General features: G+C 46.0%; 16 protein-coding genes. 6 read left to right on the forward strand and 10 right to left on the reverse strand.

From position 1 onward, the window contains the following. Positions 1-13: 13 nt before the first annotated feature. The 4 genes from EKG39_RS17920 to EKG39_RS17935 form a co-directional block, all read right to left on the reverse strand. On the reverse strand, positions 14-526 hold the full coding sequence (locus tag EKG39_RS17920) for a hypothetical protein (RefSeq protein ID WP_185817648.1): 513 nt from the start codon (positions 524-526) through the stop codon (positions 14-16). After that, a complete protein-coding gene (locus tag EKG39_RS17925) occupies positions 507-1,073 on the reverse strand; it encodes a hypothetical protein (protein ID WP_126507353.1) in 567 nt (188 codons plus the stop codon). The genes EKG39_RS17920 and EKG39_RS17925 overlap by 20 nt, the downstream gene beginning before the upstream one ends. A 131-nt stretch (positions 1,074-1,204) precedes the next feature. After that, positions 1,205-2,647, reverse strand: coding sequence for a M16 family metallopeptidase (locus tag EKG39_RS17930; RefSeq protein ID WP_126507354.1), 1,443 nt, complete (start codon positions 2,645-2,647; stop codon positions 1,205-1,207). Next, positions 2,644-3,975: a M16 family metallopeptidase gene (locus EKG39_RS17935; RefSeq protein ID WP_126507355.1), complete on the reverse strand. Its 1,332-nt coding sequence runs from the start codon at positions 3,973-3,975 to the stop codon at positions 2,644-2,646. The genes EKG39_RS17930 and EKG39_RS17935 overlap by 4 nt, the downstream gene beginning before the upstream one ends. A gap of 272 nt (positions 3,976-4,247) precedes the next feature. On the opposite strand from EKG39_RS17935, the gene EKG39_RS17940 reads away from it, so the two are divergent. Beyond that, positions 4,248-4,919: a flagellar brake domain-containing protein gene (locus EKG39_RS17940; RefSeq protein ID WP_126507356.1), complete on the forward strand. Its 672-nt coding sequence runs from the start codon at positions 4,248-4,250 to the stop codon at positions 4,917-4,919. A 73-nt stretch (positions 4,920-4,992) separates the two neighbouring features. Here EKG39_RS17940 and EKG39_RS17945 read toward each other — a convergent pair whose 3' ends face one another. Further along, positions 4,993-5,628 (reverse strand): class I SAM-dependent methyltransferase, encoded by a 636-nt coding sequence (locus tag EKG39_RS17945; protein WP_126507357.1) that lies wholly within the window; start codon positions 5,626-5,628, stop codon positions 4,993-4,995. Between the two features lie 37 nt (positions 5,629-5,665). After that, positions 5,666-6,025, reverse strand: coding sequence for a hypothetical protein (locus tag EKG39_RS17950; RefSeq protein ID WP_126507358.1), 360 nt, complete (start codon positions 6,023-6,025; stop codon positions 5,666-5,668). A gap of 281 nt (positions 6,026-6,306) precedes the next feature. Here EKG39_RS17950 and EKG39_RS17955 point away from each other — a divergent pair, with 281 nt between their 5' ends. Next, on the forward strand, positions 6,307-8,418 hold the full coding sequence (locus EKG39_RS17955) for a putative bifunctional diguanylate cyclase/phosphodiesterase (protein WP_126507359.1): 2,112 nt from the start codon (positions 6,307-6,309) through the stop codon (positions 8,416-8,418). Between the two features lie 335 nt (positions 8,419-8,753). Here EKG39_RS17955 and EKG39_RS17960 read toward each other — a convergent pair whose 3' ends face one another. Beyond that, positions 8,754-9,347: a tRNA-uridine aminocarboxypropyltransferase gene (locus EKG39_RS17960; RefSeq protein WP_126507360.1), complete on the reverse strand. Its 594-nt coding sequence runs from the start codon at positions 9,345-9,347 to the stop codon at positions 8,754-8,756. Positions 9,348-9,574: 227 nt separating this feature from the next. On the opposite strand from EKG39_RS17960, the gene EKG39_RS17965 reads away from it, so the two are divergent. Beyond that, positions 9,575-10,570, forward strand: a complete 996-nt coding sequence (locus tag EKG39_RS17965; RefSeq protein ID WP_126507361.1) for a putative porin — start codon at positions 9,575-9,577, stop codon at positions 10,568-10,570. Between the two features lie 335 nt (positions 10,571-10,905). After that, positions 10,906-11,814 carry an outer membrane beta-barrel protein gene (locus EKG39_RS17970; RefSeq protein ID WP_126507362.1) on the forward strand — a complete coding sequence of 303 codons (909 nt, stop codon included), beginning with the start codon at positions 10,906-10,908 and terminating at the stop codon, positions 11,812-11,814. 131 nt (positions 11,815-11,945) lie between these two features. Here the strand turns inward: EKG39_RS17970 and EKG39_RS17975 are convergent, their stop codons facing one another. Continuing rightward, a complete protein-coding gene (locus EKG39_RS17975; protein ID WP_126507363.1) occupies positions 11,946-13,148 on the reverse strand; it encodes a multidrug effflux MFS transporter in 1,203 nt (400 codons plus the stop codon). Between the two features lie 108 nt (positions 13,149-13,256). On the opposite strand from EKG39_RS17975, the gene EKG39_RS17980 reads away from it, so the two are divergent. Next, the gene (locus EKG39_RS17980; protein ID WP_126507446.1) at positions 13,257-14,219 is read left to right on the forward strand and encodes a LysR substrate-binding domain-containing protein; all 963 of its coding nucleotides are present in this window, start codon (positions 13,257-13,259) and stop codon (positions 14,217-14,219) included. Positions 14,220-14,412: 193 nt separating this feature from the next. Further along, on the forward strand, positions 14,413-14,778 hold the full coding sequence (locus EKG39_RS17985) for a hypothetical protein (RefSeq protein ID WP_126507364.1): 366 nt from the start codon (positions 14,413-14,415) through the stop codon (positions 14,776-14,778). Between the two features lie 111 nt (positions 14,779-14,889). Here the strand turns inward: EKG39_RS17985 and EKG39_RS17990 are convergent, their stop codons facing one another. Further along, positions 14,890-16,140 carry a hypothetical protein gene (locus EKG39_RS17990; RefSeq protein ID WP_126507365.1) on the reverse strand — a complete coding sequence of 417 codons (1,251 nt, stop codon included), beginning with the start codon at positions 16,138-16,140 and terminating at the stop codon, positions 14,890-14,892. A gap of 96 nt (positions 16,141-16,236) precedes the next feature. Continuing rightward, positions 16,237-17,652: a DUF4145 domain-containing protein gene (locus EKG39_RS17995; RefSeq protein ID WP_126507366.1), complete on the reverse strand. Its 1,416-nt coding sequence runs from the start codon at positions 17,650-17,652 to the stop codon at positions 16,237-16,239. Positions 17,653-17,703 lie beyond the last annotated feature (51 nt).

Consider the following 17,703-nt stretch of genomic DNA (forward strand, 5'->3'; position numbering starts at 1 on the left):
GCAATGCTAATAACTAATGTGCTGGCGGCATCATCTCGATGCCGCGATAGAAAAGGTAACGGTCGGTATCATCGTCGAGATATTGAATGTTTTGCAACCAGAGCCAACCCGATCCTTTTGGCTCAAACCTTAGTTGAATCAAAGCCGGTCGTTTATTTAACTCCCCCTCCCCCAGCAGTGAAAAACTCCCGTTTTGCTGATACAGGCTAAAGCTCTGGCTCTTATCTTCCTCAACCCCATCGAAGTAGATAAGATAAGTGGACTCACCCCGCTCCCTGAACCACCAGGTTTCACTAAAAGGGTGCTTTGCGCTACGGCTGACTGAGAGTATTAGCTGTCGTCGGTCTGCCGAACATATGGCGCTGACCTCGGTCTGGACGGGCGGTTGTTTTAATTTAGCCGAGGTTCCCTGCCATTGACCCGCCATCGACAGACAGAAATCACTGAAGCGAGCTTTATCCGCCTGGGATAAAGGGGGAAATAAAGACAAAAGCAATAAACTGCATTTAAAACAGCTCGATATCATCTTCTTTAGCTGATTGGTTTTCATCTCGATAGAGTTTTAATGCCTCGTGAACAGATGTTCCTTGCAGTACAAGATCGAACATTTTTCTCTCACAATCAAGTGAATAACTTGCCTGGATCTCTTCTTGTAGCTTTCTCCACGCATCCGGCGATATTCGTAACTGTTGACTGTTTAAGACCTCTTCCATCAGTGCCAGTCCCATAATGACATGCTGCAGACGCTGGGAGACCCGGTCATAAAACTGAAAAGCAACGACTCCCTCGTTAATCGAGGCGGCTAAATCAACCCCATGAGAGATGATCTCATCGGGGGTATCAGCCTGCAGTGAGAGAAACGTATTCACTTCATCCAAGTGTTCAGCCATGTTGGTAAATAGCGAGCCTAACTCTGTGACGTTATGCTCGCCATCGGTCAATGACAGCTCAATTTGCGCCATGGCTAACAGTAAGATCTTGAGACTTTCTTGAATATGACACCAATCTACGGTGTCATCGCCTTGACGAATATCTCTGTTTTTATTAGCAGGCAATATCGGAATCATAACCATGCTGACCTTCCTTGTCCTTAAATAACCAAGTGTAGGACAGGGAAAAGAAAACTGCCGAAAGAAACGGTCACAGGAAAAGCTCAGAAAGTAAAATAGGGCTTCAAGGCGATGAAGCCCTGAAGCCAGATTAACTATCCTCCAAAGCCTACCGATTTGATACCTATCCGAGTTACATCGCCATACTCGGCAGCAATCGGCTCTATCTTGTCAGCGTTACCAATAAGTACAAATTGCAGGTTATCCTGAGGGAAGTAGGTACCAACCAATCGCTGTGCCTCGGCCAGAGTCAGACCATCAACTTTCGATTGAAAGTCATTGATAAACGCATCATCGAAACCATACAGATACATATCTGATAACAAACCTGCAAGCTGGCCGCTCGTTTCAAACTTTGGCGGGAACTGCCCCTTTACATAGGCTTTGGCAGAATCTAACGTCTTCTGGTCAACTCCCGTCTCCCATAGGCGTGCATAAGTTTTCAGTGCCAGCTCTATGGTCTCTTTAGTTGTCTCAGTTTTAGTGAAGGTGCTGATCCTGAATATGCCGCCTTCCGAATAGGGAATAAATCCGGAACGAGCCCCATAAGTCAATCCGGCATTAACCCTTAACTCATCATTCAGCCACGATGTGAATCGTCCGCCAAGAATGGTATTAATCACCTTCAAACCGACATAATCTGGATTGTCACGGGAGATCCCTTTGCCGCCGATAAGGAAGGTGGTTTCGATGGCATCGCTCTTATCAACTAGCAATACCTGGCTGTTCTTCAGCTCAGGTTGATTGGATTTAAGTGCCGGGGTGATGACCTTGTCACTATTCTCCCAACGACCAAACAAGTGTTCCATAGTCGATTTCATCTGCTTAACGTCGAAGTCACCGACAACACTTATCGCTGTGTTAGCAGGCTGATAATAACTCTTATGAAACGCTCTTAATTGCGAGATATTGAGTTCGGCTAACGAAACACTATTACCCGATGAGGCGTTACCATATGGATGTGAACCATAAATCAGCTTATCAAAGTAGCGACTAATGACTGCGCGAGGGCTCTCTTTCGCCTGAGAGAGTCCGGCGATCTCTCTTTGACGTAATTTATCGAACTCGGCGGCATCGAAATCCGGCGATAAGAGTAAACTCTGGATCAGGGGCAATATCTTATCGCTGTCTTTAGCCATAAAATCAGCACTTATATAACTCCCCTCTTTTCCCGCATCTGCATAGATAGACGCACCGAGAAAATCGACCATCAGTTCGATTTCACTCTTCGACTTACCATCGGCGCCCAAAAGTAAACTCTGCGCCGTCATGCCAGCGACACCTGAGGTCGTATCATTTACGGCCCCGGCTCGAACGACCGCATTTACCGTAATTAATGGCACCTCTTTTTGCGGCATTAAATAAACCGTCAAGCCATTTTCAAGCTTAAACTGCTCATAGGTTGGCATACTAAAACTACCGGTATCGACCGGTGTCGATGCGGTCTGAGTGGCACAACCGGACAAACTCATACCGGCAATAAAGATGGCAGCAATAAATCTGTTCGAGCTTTTTGATAGATGAGTTAAAGTTTTCATTCATCTGTCTCCTCTATGGCGGCTAAGACGGCAACGGTTCGATTTGAACGGCGCAGGTAAGTTTGTGCGACGCGTTGCAGATCCGCAGGAGTCACTTTTCCATAAGCTTCTGGCGCATCAAATAATTTATCGACACTCCCGAAGTAGAGCTCATAGGTTCCAACTGTATTAGCCTTACCGTTTATTGTTTCCATCGAGCGATAGAAATTCATCAACTTGATATTTTTTACTTTCTCCAACTCCTGCTCAGACACCCCTTCACGGGCAACCTTGTTGATCTCTGCAATCAAGTCCTTCTCGAGTTCAGCTGCCGTGATCCCGGGGTTTGCCACACCCATAACATAGAAAAGGTTAGGGTCGAAGGTCATCGGCAGATAAGTTTCCACCTCTATCGCAACCTGCTTTTCAACCAGTGACTGATAGAGTCGAGAGCTATTCCCAGTGCTTAAAACAGAGGAGAGCAGATCTAACGCATAATAGTCCTCATGAGATGTTGAAGGCACATGATATGCCAACATAACATTGGGTGTACTCACCGAGGCTTTATGCACATATACCCGACGCTCACCTTTTTGCAACGGCTCCACCGTCTTCACCTCTTTTGGAGGAGCTTGTGCGGGGATAGGAGCGAAATACTTATCCGCAAGCGCCTTAACCTCGGCGAGCTTCACGTCACCGGCTATTACAACCACGGCATTGTTGGGCGCATAGTAAGTTTTATGATATTGAACTAAGTCGTCCAGCGTCCATGCAGCGATATCTGATTCATGACCGATAACAGACCAGCTATAGGGGTGCGCTCGAAAGGCCGCGCCTTTTATCTCTTCCTGAAGCGTGCGCCAATTTGAGTTTTCAAGACCGGTAGTACGCTCAGATGCAACAACACCTCGCTCACTCTCAACCATTTTCTCATTAATATCGAGGCTGGCGATTCGATCGGCTTCCAGGTCGAATATCCGCTCTAATGCATTGGCCGGAAACCAATCGGTATAAACCGTGATATTTTCCGTCGTATAGGCATTGTTAGCCCCGCCCGCCGCCTCCATGGTGCGGTCAAACATCTTGGGACCATATTTTTTTGAGCCATTGAACATCATATGCTCGAAAAAATGAGAGATACCAGTGATGCCAGGCACCTCATTTCTGGAGCCCACCTTCCAAAACAGATACATATTGGCATTTGGAATAGATGCATCTTCCAAGACCATAATTTTCATGCCATTATCAAGCGTAAAGCTCTTGATATCTTCTACTTGCGTCGCCTGAGTCACCTGCGAGGTCATCATTAACCCCGCAGCCATTATCAGCACCGATAATTTTCGGATCATTTTTAGCTCCTTCTAAATGAGCAAGACAGTTAAATAAAGTGTTTTTAATCAATACAGAAACTTGGCCGGCATACAGATTAAAATCAAAGCAATTATAAGAGGTTAAAACAACAATAAGATCAAGCCCCATAGCGAAAGATCTTTGTAAGCTAATGCAACCGACATTAGCTATACTGATGAAGCACAGCGGCAATAATGTACTGATATTTAATAAAAATTGGGGGTAATTGGTGGGAAGTTCAACTATTTACGAATTTTCTTATTTGAATAGCATGCCTTGTAATACAGAGGTCACGGTTCAGGTGGTAACACCGAGTCAACCCATCAGGCTTAGAACTCGCCTCATCGGCGTCGATCCACATCGTTCACTTATTTTTGCTTTAGGTTCAGATAACAGCTGGCAGGAAGCCAAAAAATTTCTCAAACCAGGCCAACCGATTATTGTCCGCCTGGTGAATAGTGATGAACCCGATGCCAACATACTTGCCTTTCGTAGTTCTATCAGGAAGTTACTCAGCAGTACCGAGCCTTGGTTAATCATAGATTACCCTAAGGCCCTGCAAAAAGTCGCACTCAGGCAGCATTCACGGATCGCAGTTAATCTGGAAGCCAGCATCCAGGTAATGCCGGTCGAAGGCTCTGATGAGGTAGAGACTACTCAACTACTTTCACCGGGACAGCTAAGTAATATATCGATTAATGGCGGAGCCTTCATCGGAAAAATACTTCAAGAAATTAGCGTAGATACACCCTGCCTGTTACAGGTAAAAGTCCTGCAGGAGACGGAAACGATGTCGATACCTATCACCATTAAGAATATTCAGGATATTGAATATGGAAGAATGCGTGGTCAGTACGGATTTGAGCTAAGCGGTGAAAAGAGTGAAACGGAAGCCTTTGTTCAGAAGGTCATACTTAATCACCTGTTACAGCAGCCGAAATAGTATTCATCGGCGTTTAAACCTCGGGGGGGTAATAAAAAACTTCGAGTAGAACTGAAAAATTGGATTTGGTTTTTCAGTTCTTATGAAAAAAAACGACATCTTTATCGACGATCTCTAACTGCCAGTCAAAATGATGGGCGACCCACTCAAATGTTTCGATGCAATAGAAACGAATATGTGTCGGATCGTTCTTATAATACCACTGACCAAACGCCTCAGCGTCTACCATTCTGGATGTCATCACAGCCAAGACACCTCCGGGACGAAGTAAAGCGTTCAGGCGTGCCAGCAGGCCATTAGCATCGGCAACATGTTCTATCACTTCAGTTATGGTGACAAAATCATAATGATACTCCAACACCTCGGGGGTATTGTGGTAGTAAAGATCGAAATTACTCACCGACAATCCAACCTCCTCAGCCATCACGCTTATTGTCGGTCCCGGGCCACATCCAAAATCTAATCCCTTAGCGCCATCAGGAAGCTGCGCAACGAGCGGCTCAAAAGCACGGGATAAAAAACGGCGATATTTTTTATCCTCAGGGTCATTTTCATGCTGATCATAGACAGACTTTTCGTCTTCGGCACAGAGAAGGAACTCAGGAGGGACAACGACTATATGGCAATTATTGCATCTCAGATAAGATCGGTGTTTATCTTGATAGAAAAAGAACAGGGAGACTCTCCCGCAAAGGGGGCAAGGATTCAAATCAACACCCTAATGTTACAGGACACGCCAGCCGTCATCATGGCTTAGGGATCTTTCGTTCTTGGGAGGCCGCCTCTTTTGCCTCTCTGAGGTACTTCTCCTCACGGGATTCACGCTCATTAAATTGCTGCTGGGCTTTTTCAACCTGCTCAGACTCCCAATCGGCTGACTGCTGCCTTTTTAAGATCTTTTTCTCGCGACTCTGGGTCTCATTGGCGGCATCCCGGGCTTTTTGTAGCTGCTCTTGCTCAATCGTTCTCGATTGCTTTCTCGCCTCATCGGCTTTCTCTGTCAGGCTCCTCTTATCTGAGGCCTGTATCGACATTGAAATCAGGGCAAAGAGTAATCCTGATATCAGGATCCCCCCCAAACGTTTTAAGCGCAGTGAAAACACCATCTAACTCTCCTTCGACTGACTCACATAATGAGCCTCATGGTTAGCATTCCATCTTGATGATTAAACAGCCAATGGCCACTATGCCAGAAAAAAACAGCAAAAAGCTCAGATTCAGTCTAAATATCGGTTATTTATTACAAAAAACTATTTCTGATTTGAGTCAAAACTCAAATCAGGTTATTTTTAACACGACAAATGCCTTTTAGCGATATGTAAAATGCATTTTTAGCGAAGTTAAAAGCTAAGTAGGAAACCAGGATTTAGGACAAGGGAGTATCAGGATGGACCGTTGGTCTTATTTATTATCTAAGCTAAGCTCTGACAGACCGAGTCTGTCTCAGAGGCTTCAGGCTTGGCAGTTGCAGCCCAACTCACTCCCTCTGGCCATCATCCAAGGTTACCATTTTATCGGTGCCAACCCACTTACGCTCTCCTACTTTCAGACTCAAGCGGATAATTTTGTAAACGCAACTCCCTACGACTTTTCGCCCCGCATTCAATCTTCGGGTAGAAACAGTATCGAATATGCCCAACAGATGATGCGCCATGCTTTAGAGGGGAATGTCACCGAATTCAACTGGCTTCACTTGAGCCAGCAGGGCACAGAGCTTCCCACCAGGATATCGTTATTCCCATTTGAACTCGAAGGCAGTCCAGCCATTCTGGCGCTGTTCGAACCGTCTAATCGACGTAGCAGAAACAGAGAAAGTGCGATTAATGGCTTCGATACATTACCTAAAGAGCTGCTGTCTATCACCTTAGAAGATAGCGCCGAGGCAGCCTACATCACTGATGCTGAGCACAAAATCATCGCTGTAAATAAGGCGATGTGTCGTATCTGTGGTTACAGCGCCGACCAACTGCTGCAGAAAAATGTTGAGGTCATCGACCTTAGAAGACATACCGCCGCTGAAGAGCAGGAACACAATAACGCACTCGAAGAGCGTGGAAATTGGCAAGGCGAAGTCTGGAAGCAAAGATCCGATGGTACCGAATTTCCAGCCTGGAAGAGCTGCCGAAAAATCATCGCCGATGAGCGGGTCTACTATGTCACAATCTTCAGTGATATCAGTACTAAGAAAAAGCTGGAGGCAAAACTCACAGAGCAAGCCATGTTTGACACGCTCACAGGCTTACCCAACAGGCACCACCTGAAGATATTACTCAATCAGGCACTGCAAGAGATCAAAGAGACTCCGGGGAAAATGGGTGCCCTGATGTTCTTGGACCTCAATGGCTTCAAAAATATTAACGATTGTTTTGGCCACGCCACCGGCGATAAGGTACTACAACTGGTTTCAGCAAGATTAGAAGCAAGCTGTATTGAGAAGGCCGATATTGCCAGGCTTGGAGGAGATGAATTTACTCTGGTTTTGCGAGACTGCAGCGGTCATCAAGAGGTAGAGAATATCTCTCAGCAGATAATGTCTCTTTTTGAGGCACCATTTGAGATAGATGATCAGAAACTTTATCTCGGAACAAGCATAGGCATAGCGCTATTTCCAGAACACAGTTCAGAAGCCAATAAACTTCTCAGCCTTGCCGATACTGCTATGTATAGTGCTAAGCAGAGTCCTGAACATGTGCTCTTTTACAACAATTCCATGCATGAAGAAGCCGAACAGAAGCTAACGATACTCAGTGAACTTCGCCACGCCCATAACCTTAAGCAGTTCAGTCTCGCCTATCAGGTTATCGTCAACCTGGAGTGTAACTCGGTTATTGGTGCCGAAGCCCTGCTTCGCTGGAAAAAGCCCGATGGGGAGATACTCAATGCCACCGATTTCGTGCCCTTACTGGAAGAGGCCGGACTGCTTATCACCATCGGACAATGGGTGCTAAAACAAGCCTGCTTGCAAGTGGCAAAGTGGCGCACTCAACATGCTCCGGATCTAAAAGCCTGTGTAAACGTCTCGCCGATGCAGCTCGAGCATCCTGACTTTGTCCAGCAAGTTACCGACGCACTGACATACAGCCAATTACCTGCAGATGCCTTGGTGCTCGAGATCACCGAGTTGGCACTGCTCAGACAACCCCAAAGAGTCAGGAAGACCTTAACCTTACTGAAGAGCAAGGGCATAAGCATAGCCATCGATGATTTCGGTGCAGGCCTGTCATCACTCAGTAAGCTAGGAAGTCTACCGATCGACAGTTTAAAAATTGATGCAGGTTTTGCCCGTAGGTTGAGTGAACCTCAAGGAAAACAACTTTGCCAGGCCATGATCCAACTTGCGCAGGCACTGGACATCAGTTTTGTCGTAGAAGGTATCGAAACCGAGCAGCAAAAAGAGATATTGAAGAATATGGGTAAAGGCTTTGGGCAGGGCTACTTTTTTGGACATCCTAAAGAGGCTGCAAGGTTCACTCCTGAAAACTTTTCAACCTATGACTAATGTAAAAATAAGTTATGGTTATAGAAATATTTGCGAAAAGCGATTAACCCGAAGCGACTAACTCAAGGTGAAAAGAGCGAAGGCTCGAAGTAAAAACAGCGAGGCATGCAGAGTTCAGACAGAGAAAAAATTAGAGTGAAAGCTGTGCCGATACCGTTAATGGTAAACATTACCGGCACTGCCTCCCTGCATGGACAGTATACCAACACAGCTTTCACACCACCTGTAGAACAGATGATTCGCGCACATTAAAACCTATTTCATCAATGATTTGCGTGATCTAAATATTGTTTTATTCAGATATTGCTGATATATGTCACAAAATAGAAAATCTATCACTCATACCGTTTTCTTACCGAAGCAGGCATAGATCTAATCCTTTGATTTACCATTGCATTTAATGCATTTGTCAAAGGTGCAACCTCTTGATGTGCCTCAATGGCTTTCAGCATCATCGCCACAGCTTCCAGTGTCGACAGGCTATCAGCCCGGCTCGCCTTTCGAATTTTATAATTCGAAGCAGACTCTATATCCAGATGTAGTGCAGGAAGGTCTTGCAACCAGGGGTTTAGCTGTAACAGTTTGTAGGCTTTTCGCCAGGTGCCATCGAGGAATAATAAAATCACATCCTCATCGAAGCTGACACTCTCAACATCCTGACTCTGCTCCGAGGGGTAAACCAGATAGACAGGTTTAACGCTTTGCTCGAGACGCTGGCGCAGTTGCATAAAGTCGTCCGGAATCTCGCCCACATATACCTGGGTATCTTCGATGACCAACTCGAGCAGACGTACGCTGTTCTTCGCATGCCCGACTTCGCTTGGGTCTTGCAGCACAATCAACTCAGTCGAAACTTGCATAGCTTCGATACTTTCACACAGACAAGCCTTAAGCGGATAATGACATTTAGGGCAGATGGGACGGGACACTGGCTTCTCGGACAATAAGGTCAATAGCTATAGTGTATCTCAACCCGATATAGAATAAAGACTCTCATACTATTTACTTAGCAAACAGATAACGGTTATAGTTTGACCGCTAGGAAGGCAACAGCTTGTTTAACTTAGATAAAATGCCTGTTCAAGCATGTATCATTCTCTCAAATTATGTATGACTCATCACCTCCTGCGCTCAAATAATTCAAGGAAGAAATAGAATGAAGAAGAACGCACTCACTGTCGCCATATTCGCCAGTTTCATGGCCTTTTCAGCCAATGCTAATAGCGAAGCTAAAACCTCATCGGCTAACAGGTACCAACACGAAGCAAACGTAACCCTAAGCACCCACACCGATGACTTTGGGGATGGCCTGTGGAATCTGAATTACCGTTACTATCTCCATCCGGTAAATATCGAAAATGGTCCCTACGCGCTCAATGGATTTATCGCTCAAGAGTCAAATATCGGCGCTCAATATACCCAGATGAATAACTACTCAGACAATGATATGTATAGTATTCATGGCAGCTATGTTTTCGACTCTAAATGGTTTATTGGAGCAAACTACCAAAAAATAAATATCGACAATGATTGGTCTATCTACAGTTTCGATGAAAATCGATACGGCATAAATCTAGGATATTATTTTAACTCCAGTTCAGAGGTTAGCGTCTTTTATCAAAGAAGCGACTCTAGTGATAGCTATGATGGGAGATATAATGCAACTGTGATTGATGGGCCTGTATTCAAAAGCTCATCTTTTGAAAAAGACGATAGTAACTATGGCGTAAATCTACATAGTTTTATACCACTTCAAGCTATAAGCGGCATAGAACTTCTAGCTAATTGGACTCACTCATCTAGCCACGCAACTAACAAAACAATATTCGATCCAGGTTCCAGAGTTTATACCTCAGACTCAGATAACGACCAAATACTTATTGCTGCCGATGTCTATATCAATCAATCTTGGTCTATTGGAGCCGACTACTTATGGGAAGACTGGTATGCAGAGTACAAAGACCCGGATGATATTTATAGCCAGACCATATCAGATAGCAGCAATAGCTTCTACTCTCTAAACACCGCCTATTGGTGGCAGATAACAGAAAACTTTGCGGCAAATTTTAAAGTGGCAAAACAGTTTGGCATCGGGGATGCGTACACCCCTGACGGCGTATTAATCGGCATTACCGCCAACGCGCGTTTCTAGCTCATATAACAATTCAGTAAACGCCCATAAAAATGCCCGTCTTCTGTGGCTAGCAGCCGGCGGGCCAAGGGTATTTTCAATGCTTGGCTTCTATCAACATGCGAGTTGTTACCGATGCCAGTTATCGAAACGAGACATCGCCATCAAGTCTCTCAACTCAATATAGAATAAAGACTCTCATACTATTTACTTAGCAAACAGATAACGGTTATAGTTTGACCGCCAGGAAGGCAACAGCTTGTTCTTATTTAAAAATAATAGATCATGGATGACGGTCCATACCGGTGACATCCACATTTCAGCCTTCCTGAGTTAACATTAAACAAGGAAGAGAAATGAACAAAACAAGCCTAACACTAGCCGTATTCTTAGGGCTTACCTCTACACACATTTACGCCGTCCAAGATACTGACTACCAACATGAAGCCGAAGTCACTTACGCAGGTTCCAGCGAAAACTTTTCAGATGGTTCATGGAACGGACAATATCGATACTATTTCACCCCGGTCAATCAGGATACGACTCCTTATGCCTTGAGTGGCTTTCTCGCTCAAACTTCAAATTTAGGGGGCCAATACAGCAAACTAGATGCTGATAATTATACTGATTTCACTACCTACGCTATCGATGGTGAATATGTCTTCGCAGACAAATGGTACATTGGCGTCCGTTATCAAAATGCAGATTGGGAAAGTTCCCCTTCCACTGCAAACAGTGAATCGGATGCATACGGGGTTACACTAGGTTACTACTTTAACGATACCTCCTCTGTATATGTCAATTATGGTCAGTCTGAAAATACAACAAAATACAGGATTTGGAATTCAGTGAATGACTTTGACCAAACCGAACTCGACACTACGGCCTACGGGATAGGAGTTAAAAGTTACCTTCCCCTGTCATCTGGTCAGGGCATTTTATTCTCCGGATTGTTCAACCACTCCTCTTATGATGTGACGGTAACCGGTCCAGACTATAATTATCAATTTTCAGACCCTTCGAATAACTTAAGTGCCGCTGCCGATTGGTATATCACCCGTTCATGGTCTGTCGGCGCTATGTATGCAACCTCGTTCTACAGTGATAGGGAGTATGGGGATGATAGGGTTGATAGCTACGATATTAATACCGCCTATACCCTGCGTATAACCGATGGACTTTCCGCCAAGTTTAATCTATCGAAACAATTAGAACCTGATATGGATGGTGTTTTCGCCGCAATAGGCATAAACGGACGCTTCTAGCCCTTAAAGCCACCAAACCTCATAAAAAATGCCCGCTTCCTGTGGTTAGCAGTTGGCGGGCAAGGGGGTGTTTCATTTTCTAAGTTCTAAGTTCTAGGTTCTAGGTTCTAGGTTCTAGAATCATTTAAAAATTAATGAGCGTGCTGCTCCTGATGCCAGTTATCGAAACGGGGCATCGCCATCATGGTCAATAAAGTTATCGCTAAAGTGCCCATCACAAATGCAACGGCATAGGGTGCGGTTAGATCTGTCTGCTGTACTAAGGCGGTAAGCACTGAGGCACCACTCATCTGGATAAATCCTAAGATAGCCGTAGCCGTTCCCGCTCGTTCACCGAACGCGGCCAATGCCATACTCGTTGCCGGACCAAGCAGCAGGGCAAAACCTATACAGAGCAACATCATAGGCAACATAAAGCTTAATGCGGCAGGTAGTCCGGTTGCCGGCCCCCACTGCTGCAACAGTACCTGCATGATAGCCGATACAAGCATAGTGGTCAGCGCCAGCATCACAGTAGGTCGGTTGCCCAGCCTGGTGATCACCATAGGCGCCGCAAAACAGGCAATAATATTAACCGCAGCATTGAGGCCAAACAGTCCGCTGAATGTCAGCTCTGACATGCCCAAAGTTTCGATTATCCAAACCGGCGCGTATGAGACATAACTCAGAATCGCGGCCATACCTGCCATGCATGAGAAGGCATAGAAAAGAAAGTGTGGCTCTATGATAACGGGCTTGTAACGTGACCAACGATATAGTGGCCCTGTTGTCACAGTGTTCGCAGGACGGGTTTCAGGCAGACGGTACCCGACCAGAACCATCATGACGATGGCATAAAGCATCATAAATATGAAAGTAGAGCGCCAGCCAAACTGCAGTGCCAACAGACCACCTAAAGTTGGGGCAAGCGCCGGGATCACACAGATAACGCCGTTCAGGTAACTGTAGTAGCGCGCGCTCTCTTTGGGTGTGAAACAATCACGCACGGCACTGAAGACCACTATCGAGGTCGAACAAGCCGCTAACCCCTGTAGCACTCTGGCTATCTGCAACCAATGAAATTCCATGGCGACAGCCGCGAGTATACTGCTCGCGATATAAAGTAAGATGCCACCCATGGCGATGGGGCGACGACCATATCTATCGGCCAGAGGACCTATGATAATTTGGCCTACCCCCATAGCGAACAAAAAGAGTACCAGTGTCGACTGCACCTCACTTGCCGATACCGAGAACTCGGCAGCCATAGTTGGCATGGAAGGCAGATAAATATCGATGGCTAAAGGGCTCAATACAACCATAGACATTAAGACAGGTAACAGATTTCGACGCATGATTTCTCTCTATATTGGAACGTTATTCTATGAAAGCAATTTTAGCGCACCCAAGTTATGAACAGAAATGGTATGATTTCAGAACTGAATTTCCCTGTAGGAATATCTATGAACCTGAATGATCTGGCCAGAATCGATCTTAATCTGTTAGTTATTCTGCAGGTACTACTCGAAGAGCAAAGTGTCACCCGCGCGGCTAACCGATTGCACCTAAGTCAATCAGCACTAAGCAAAAGCTTGAGCCGTCTGCGGGAAGCATTAGGTGACCCACTCTTTGTTCGTACCGCTCATGGGTTAAAGCCCACAGCCCACGCAGTACAACTCAGCGATAAGCTGCCAAGCTTACTGGAAAAGCTATCACAACTGACTCAGCCGCCCACTTTTACTCCCGCGAGCAGCGATCGCCAGTTCTCTTTTGCTATGGTCGAGAGTGCCTATGAGACTCTACTCCCCTACTTTATCGGGCCATTGCTAAGCAATGCGCCTAACTTAAGGCTGGATAGCTATGTTTGGATGGGGAAATCGATACAAGATCTACAAAAAGGTCAGGTAGATTTTGGTATTGCCGGACGCGATCTCCATCCCCAATCAAACGTTCATATCGATCACCTTCCTGATGGCATTGCCCATCAGTTACTTTTTACCGATCATCAAATATGCCTGGTCAGAGAGGAGCACCCCATCCTCTCTGCCATCACAACAGGCAACTGGAATCTGGATATCTATTTAGAGATGTCACATGTACAGGTTCGTTGCGAAGGGAATGAATGGTGGGCTTTAGATTATCATCTGGCAGAGCAAGGTCATAGACGGCGACTAAGCACAACCGTTCCTGATTTTTATGGAGCCGCGAGTGTCTGTGCCCACAGCGATCTGATCTTTACCGTCCCCTCAAGCTTTGCTCGTCACGCTAAAAAGTTATACCCGTTGGTTGAGCTGCCGCTACCTTTTGACTTTATCCCTTTAGCCTATGTGCTCCTCTGGCATGAACGAAATAATGACGAGCCAGGACACAGATGGATGCGAGAAACCATCTGCAAGAGTGTTGCCGATGCATTTAGCAATATTTAAAGTTGAGTATATATTGCTATTCAGCTTGCATTAATCATCCATACCGTATCATTGTCATTCATCGTCTCTGGTCGCTGTTTCAGGGGCCCTGAAGACAATCTGTTACATTTTCAGCCCAAGATTAACTGAATTTAACGTGATCTGAGGTCAATAAATATGCAGACTAAGTATCAGACTATTTTTTGGAGTTTTTATGATCTACAGTCAATTTCAGCAATCACCTTTCCAGAATAGGTTCTCCGGTGTCAAAGGCTGGATGGCTTTCGCTATAGGTCTGGCCGTGATAACACTAACACTGATAGCGCTGCCATTTGTGTTGCTTATCGGTGCAGTCAGTTTCATTTTATTGAGCCTATTTGGACGGATATTTCTTAAGAGACAGCTTGCGCGCTTTCGTCAGCAGCAGGAACAAGGCGTCTACGGTGCGCAGCAGGAAGCAGGCTTTTCGCAGGCCAATGTTGAGAGAGACTCTCAAGCATTCAGAGAAAGCCCTTTTGCCGAACAACGCCCCCGGGTGAGTCCACATCAGGGACGTACCTTCGAACATGATCCGAACTAATAGCCGGTTCAGCCCCTGCTAGCTGGTAACCGATAACTAGCAGAGACGCTTGCCTCGGCAGGCGTTTTTCGTTTTAGGGAGTCAGGAACTCACTCGCTTATAGGCAAGATGTCAGGTCGTAAACTGTGATGCGCTAAGGGGTCTTCTGAGCAGGGCTTCGAAACGTTTCCAGCGCTCAACGGCAGTGGCATTACCGCCCCTCTCAACCCAACGTGCCACACTCTCTTCACCATGGTTATAATTAATGACATAGGCTCGATTAGAGAGGTAAAACTTTACCCTCTGCCTGGCTCGTGACTCGCTATATAGCCCATAATTTATCAAGAGGCACTCGGCATCACTCACCGAAATGTGGCCATCGGTTAACTGCTCACAGACCAGATTATCCAGATAAGCCAACTTCTTATAACAAGTGAGTACCCTATGGTAGTGCTCAATATCCCCATCAATTCCAGCCAGGGGCATGAGAGAGTCACGCTCAAATTCGACCACTTCATCTTCTGACATGATCAGGCGCAAGCCATAGTTAGCACTGCCTTCAGACAAGAATGAGATAGGACTATAGAGTGGATAGATGGCATATTCTATCCACCGCGCCCCTCTGACTAAATCTTGCTCCTGCAGCAGGTTAAACACGTGGTGACCCGGGTAACCTTCGTGGCTGGCAAGCTCCAGACAACGCTCGATATAGAGAGGTTGATCCTGATTGAGCTGTATCAGACTCTGGTAATTTCCTTGATACCAGTTGTACGCCGTCCAAATTTTGTCATTTACAAACTCGATGCTGAAACTTTCATTCTCTGGTAAGCGAATATGGACCCCGGTTAACACTCTCGCTTTCTCAACGGCCGCCTCGAATACCTGTGGAACTCTGTTTTGAGGTACGATAAAACAGGCCCTGAACGCTTCGAAGCGTTCGGCTAACGAGCCTTTACCCGGTAATAGCCCATCCATTTCCACCAGTGAAGAATCAAAATACTCCAGACTGAACTTATTAGCCTGAGCATCGTAAAGGCCAATCGATTCAACATCAAAACTTCCTCTCTTCCCCTGAAGGTGACGAATAAAGTAACCCACCGAAGCCAGTTGTGTTCTCAGGAATGTATGCCGTGAAACGAGCTTAGCATCGACATTAACCAAGGCCACGCCATCTAACTCACAAAGCAGTCTTTTTGCATCGAGATCCAGTAATGAAAGAGACACTAACTGGCACTCTTTGCGCCACAACTCAGGGCCATAATAGGCGTCAACATAGAAAGGATCATGCATACCGACGGCTAGAACCAGCTTTACATAAGATTGTGCCAACTCATTGAGTCGTTCATTTTCTGATTGGGTAGCGGTAGGCAAGGTTGTTTCCATTCACATTGGCTCAAGAAGCAATATTACCATTTTGCATATTGTATGCAAGAATCCGATTGGTATAAGTTCTCAAAGTGAGTAACAACCGTTTATCGATTAGGAGAGAAGTTCTTTTGCTCGCTGAAGAGAGGCGAGTTCATCGGTGTTATCTGTCATCGACAACACATTTTCAACCTGTAGTGACAGTGACTCCCATAAGGGGTCTATCACGGCCAACTCTTGGGTATTACTCCGCTCACGAGCCAGTTTTAGTAGCGCCGCCGATCCCACAACATCTATTTTCCCCAACATACCATCGGCCAAAGCGATACTCAGCTCAATCATGGCGGGGACACTGTGGCCATATTTAATCGCTTCCCGTAAGTACCTCTCGGCCTGTGAGAGATCGTATCCAAAAGCATTATCGTCATTCAACATAGATTGCGCGCGGGCCAGCATGGCATCTACCTGTCCCTGCTCTGCCGCTTCGGCCATCCACTGCTCACTGGCAATACCATCGGCATCGCAACCCTCGCCCCGCGCTAACATTAACGCTAAATGATACTGAGCATGGGGAAAGCCTGCCTGAGCGGCTTTGGCGATAAAATGCTTTGCCTTTTCAAGATCGCCGCGCTGATAAAACAGTACCCCTAAGTTGGCTATCGCTTCTGATTGTTCAAGATCCGCGGCCAGCTGAAGGTAATGTTGAGCCTTATCAGAATCAAGTTGAATGCTCTCACCGCCAACCAAATAGAAATAGCCGAGTAACGCCATGGCATTCGCCACATTGGCTTGTGCTGCAGTCTCTATGGCTTGTTCGCCGCCAGCAACATCAACCTTACCGCTATAACCATGAATAAGTGCTACGCCTGACTCATAGAGCGCATCCATATTGCTGTCGGCGGCTTGAGTAAACCAATACTCAGCTTTCTTGAATGTACCGTCAGAAAGCTTATCCGGAGATTCTTGATCTTCCTCCAGCTCGGCTAACGCCTGCTCCTGCTCTCTCTGCATCAAGGCTTTAGTCTTAAGAGACATGCCGACTAAGTATTGCGCCAGAGGCTCTGACTCCATCACTGCTCGATAACACAGATCCCGTCCGGCAAAAGAGTCGAAAGCTTCAAAACGATATTCTGGAAGAGGATTGCCGGTAACCTGAGTAAACACAGACGCGACAAGATTCAGCAGTTTCTCTATCGATTTCTCACTTAACTCAAGTAACTGCTCAGGAGTCAGGTGATACTTTTCCGGATGTGCCCCGCGGTTACCGTCACCTCGCAACTTATGCAGGGCTCTGGTAGTACGCACATTGATCACTCGTCTCTGATTAAGCGTTTCGATCCTGTCATATAGGTTGGGGCTATCGAAGGTTATCCCTTTGGGCTTAGCCAGCAGCTCGGTCAACTTGTGTGTAAAGCTGCGAATTTGAAGCAAGGCTTGGGTGGGGACATCCCGGACATAGCTTTTGGCTACCCCGTAATCATGACCCAGCTCAGCAGAAAACTGAGTAACGAATTCGACATCAGTAAGCACAACAGCTACTCCGGGGAATCGAGTTCCCGGGCTAAAAACCCGGGAGTCTCT

This window comes from Shewanella atlantica (assembly GCF_003966265.1).
Lineage (GTDB): Bacteria > Pseudomonadota > Gammaproteobacteria > Enterobacterales > Shewanellaceae > Shewanella > Shewanella atlantica.

Coding starts and splice junctions, on each gene's coding strand:
- EKG39_RS17965 (WP_126507361.1), top strand. CDS start 9,575: ATGAAGAAGAACGCACTCACTGTCGCCATATTCGCCAGTTTCATGGCC.
- EKG39_RS17970 (WP_126507362.1), top strand. CDS start 10,906: ATGAACAAAACAAGCCTAACACTAGCCGTATTCTTAGGGCTTACCTCT.
- EKG39_RS17925 (WP_126507353.1), bottom strand. CDS start 1,073: ATGGTTATGATTCCGATATTGCCTGCTAATAAAAACAGAGATATTCGT.
- EKG39_RS17920 (WP_185817648.1), bottom strand. CDS start 526: ATGATATCGAGCTGTTTTAAATGCAGTTTATTGCTTTTGTCTTTATTT.
- EKG39_RS17940 (WP_126507356.1), top strand. CDS start 4,248: ATGCCTTGTAATACAGAGGTCACGGTTCAGGTGGTAACACCGAGTCAA.
- EKG39_RS17935 (WP_126507355.1), bottom strand. CDS start 3,975: ATGATCCGAAAATTATCGGTGCTGATAATGGCTGCGGGGTTAATGATG.
- EKG39_RS17955 (WP_126507359.1), top strand. CDS start 6,307: ATGGACCGTTGGTCTTATTTATTATCTAAGCTAAGCTCTGACAGACCG.
- EKG39_RS17985 (WP_126507364.1), top strand. CDS start 14,413: ATGATCTACAGTCAATTTCAGCAATCACCTTTCCAGAATAGGTTCTCC.
- EKG39_RS17975 (WP_126507363.1), bottom strand. CDS start 13,148: ATGCGTCGAAATCTGTTACCTGTCTTAATGTCTATGGTTGTATTGAGC.
- EKG39_RS17930 (WP_126507354.1), bottom strand. CDS start 2,647: ATGAAAACTTTAACTCATCTATCAAAAAGCTCGAACAGATTTATTGCT.
- EKG39_RS17980 (WP_126507446.1), top strand. CDS start 13,257: ATGAACCTGAATGATCTGGCCAGAATCGATCTTAATCTGTTAGTTATT.
- EKG39_RS17950 (WP_126507358.1), bottom strand. CDS start 6,025: ATGGTGTTTTCACTGCGCTTAAAACGTTTGGGGGGGATCCTGATATCA.
- EKG39_RS17990 (WP_126507365.1), bottom strand. CDS start 16,140: ATGGAAACAACCTTGCCTACCGCTACCCAATCAGAAAATGAACGACTC.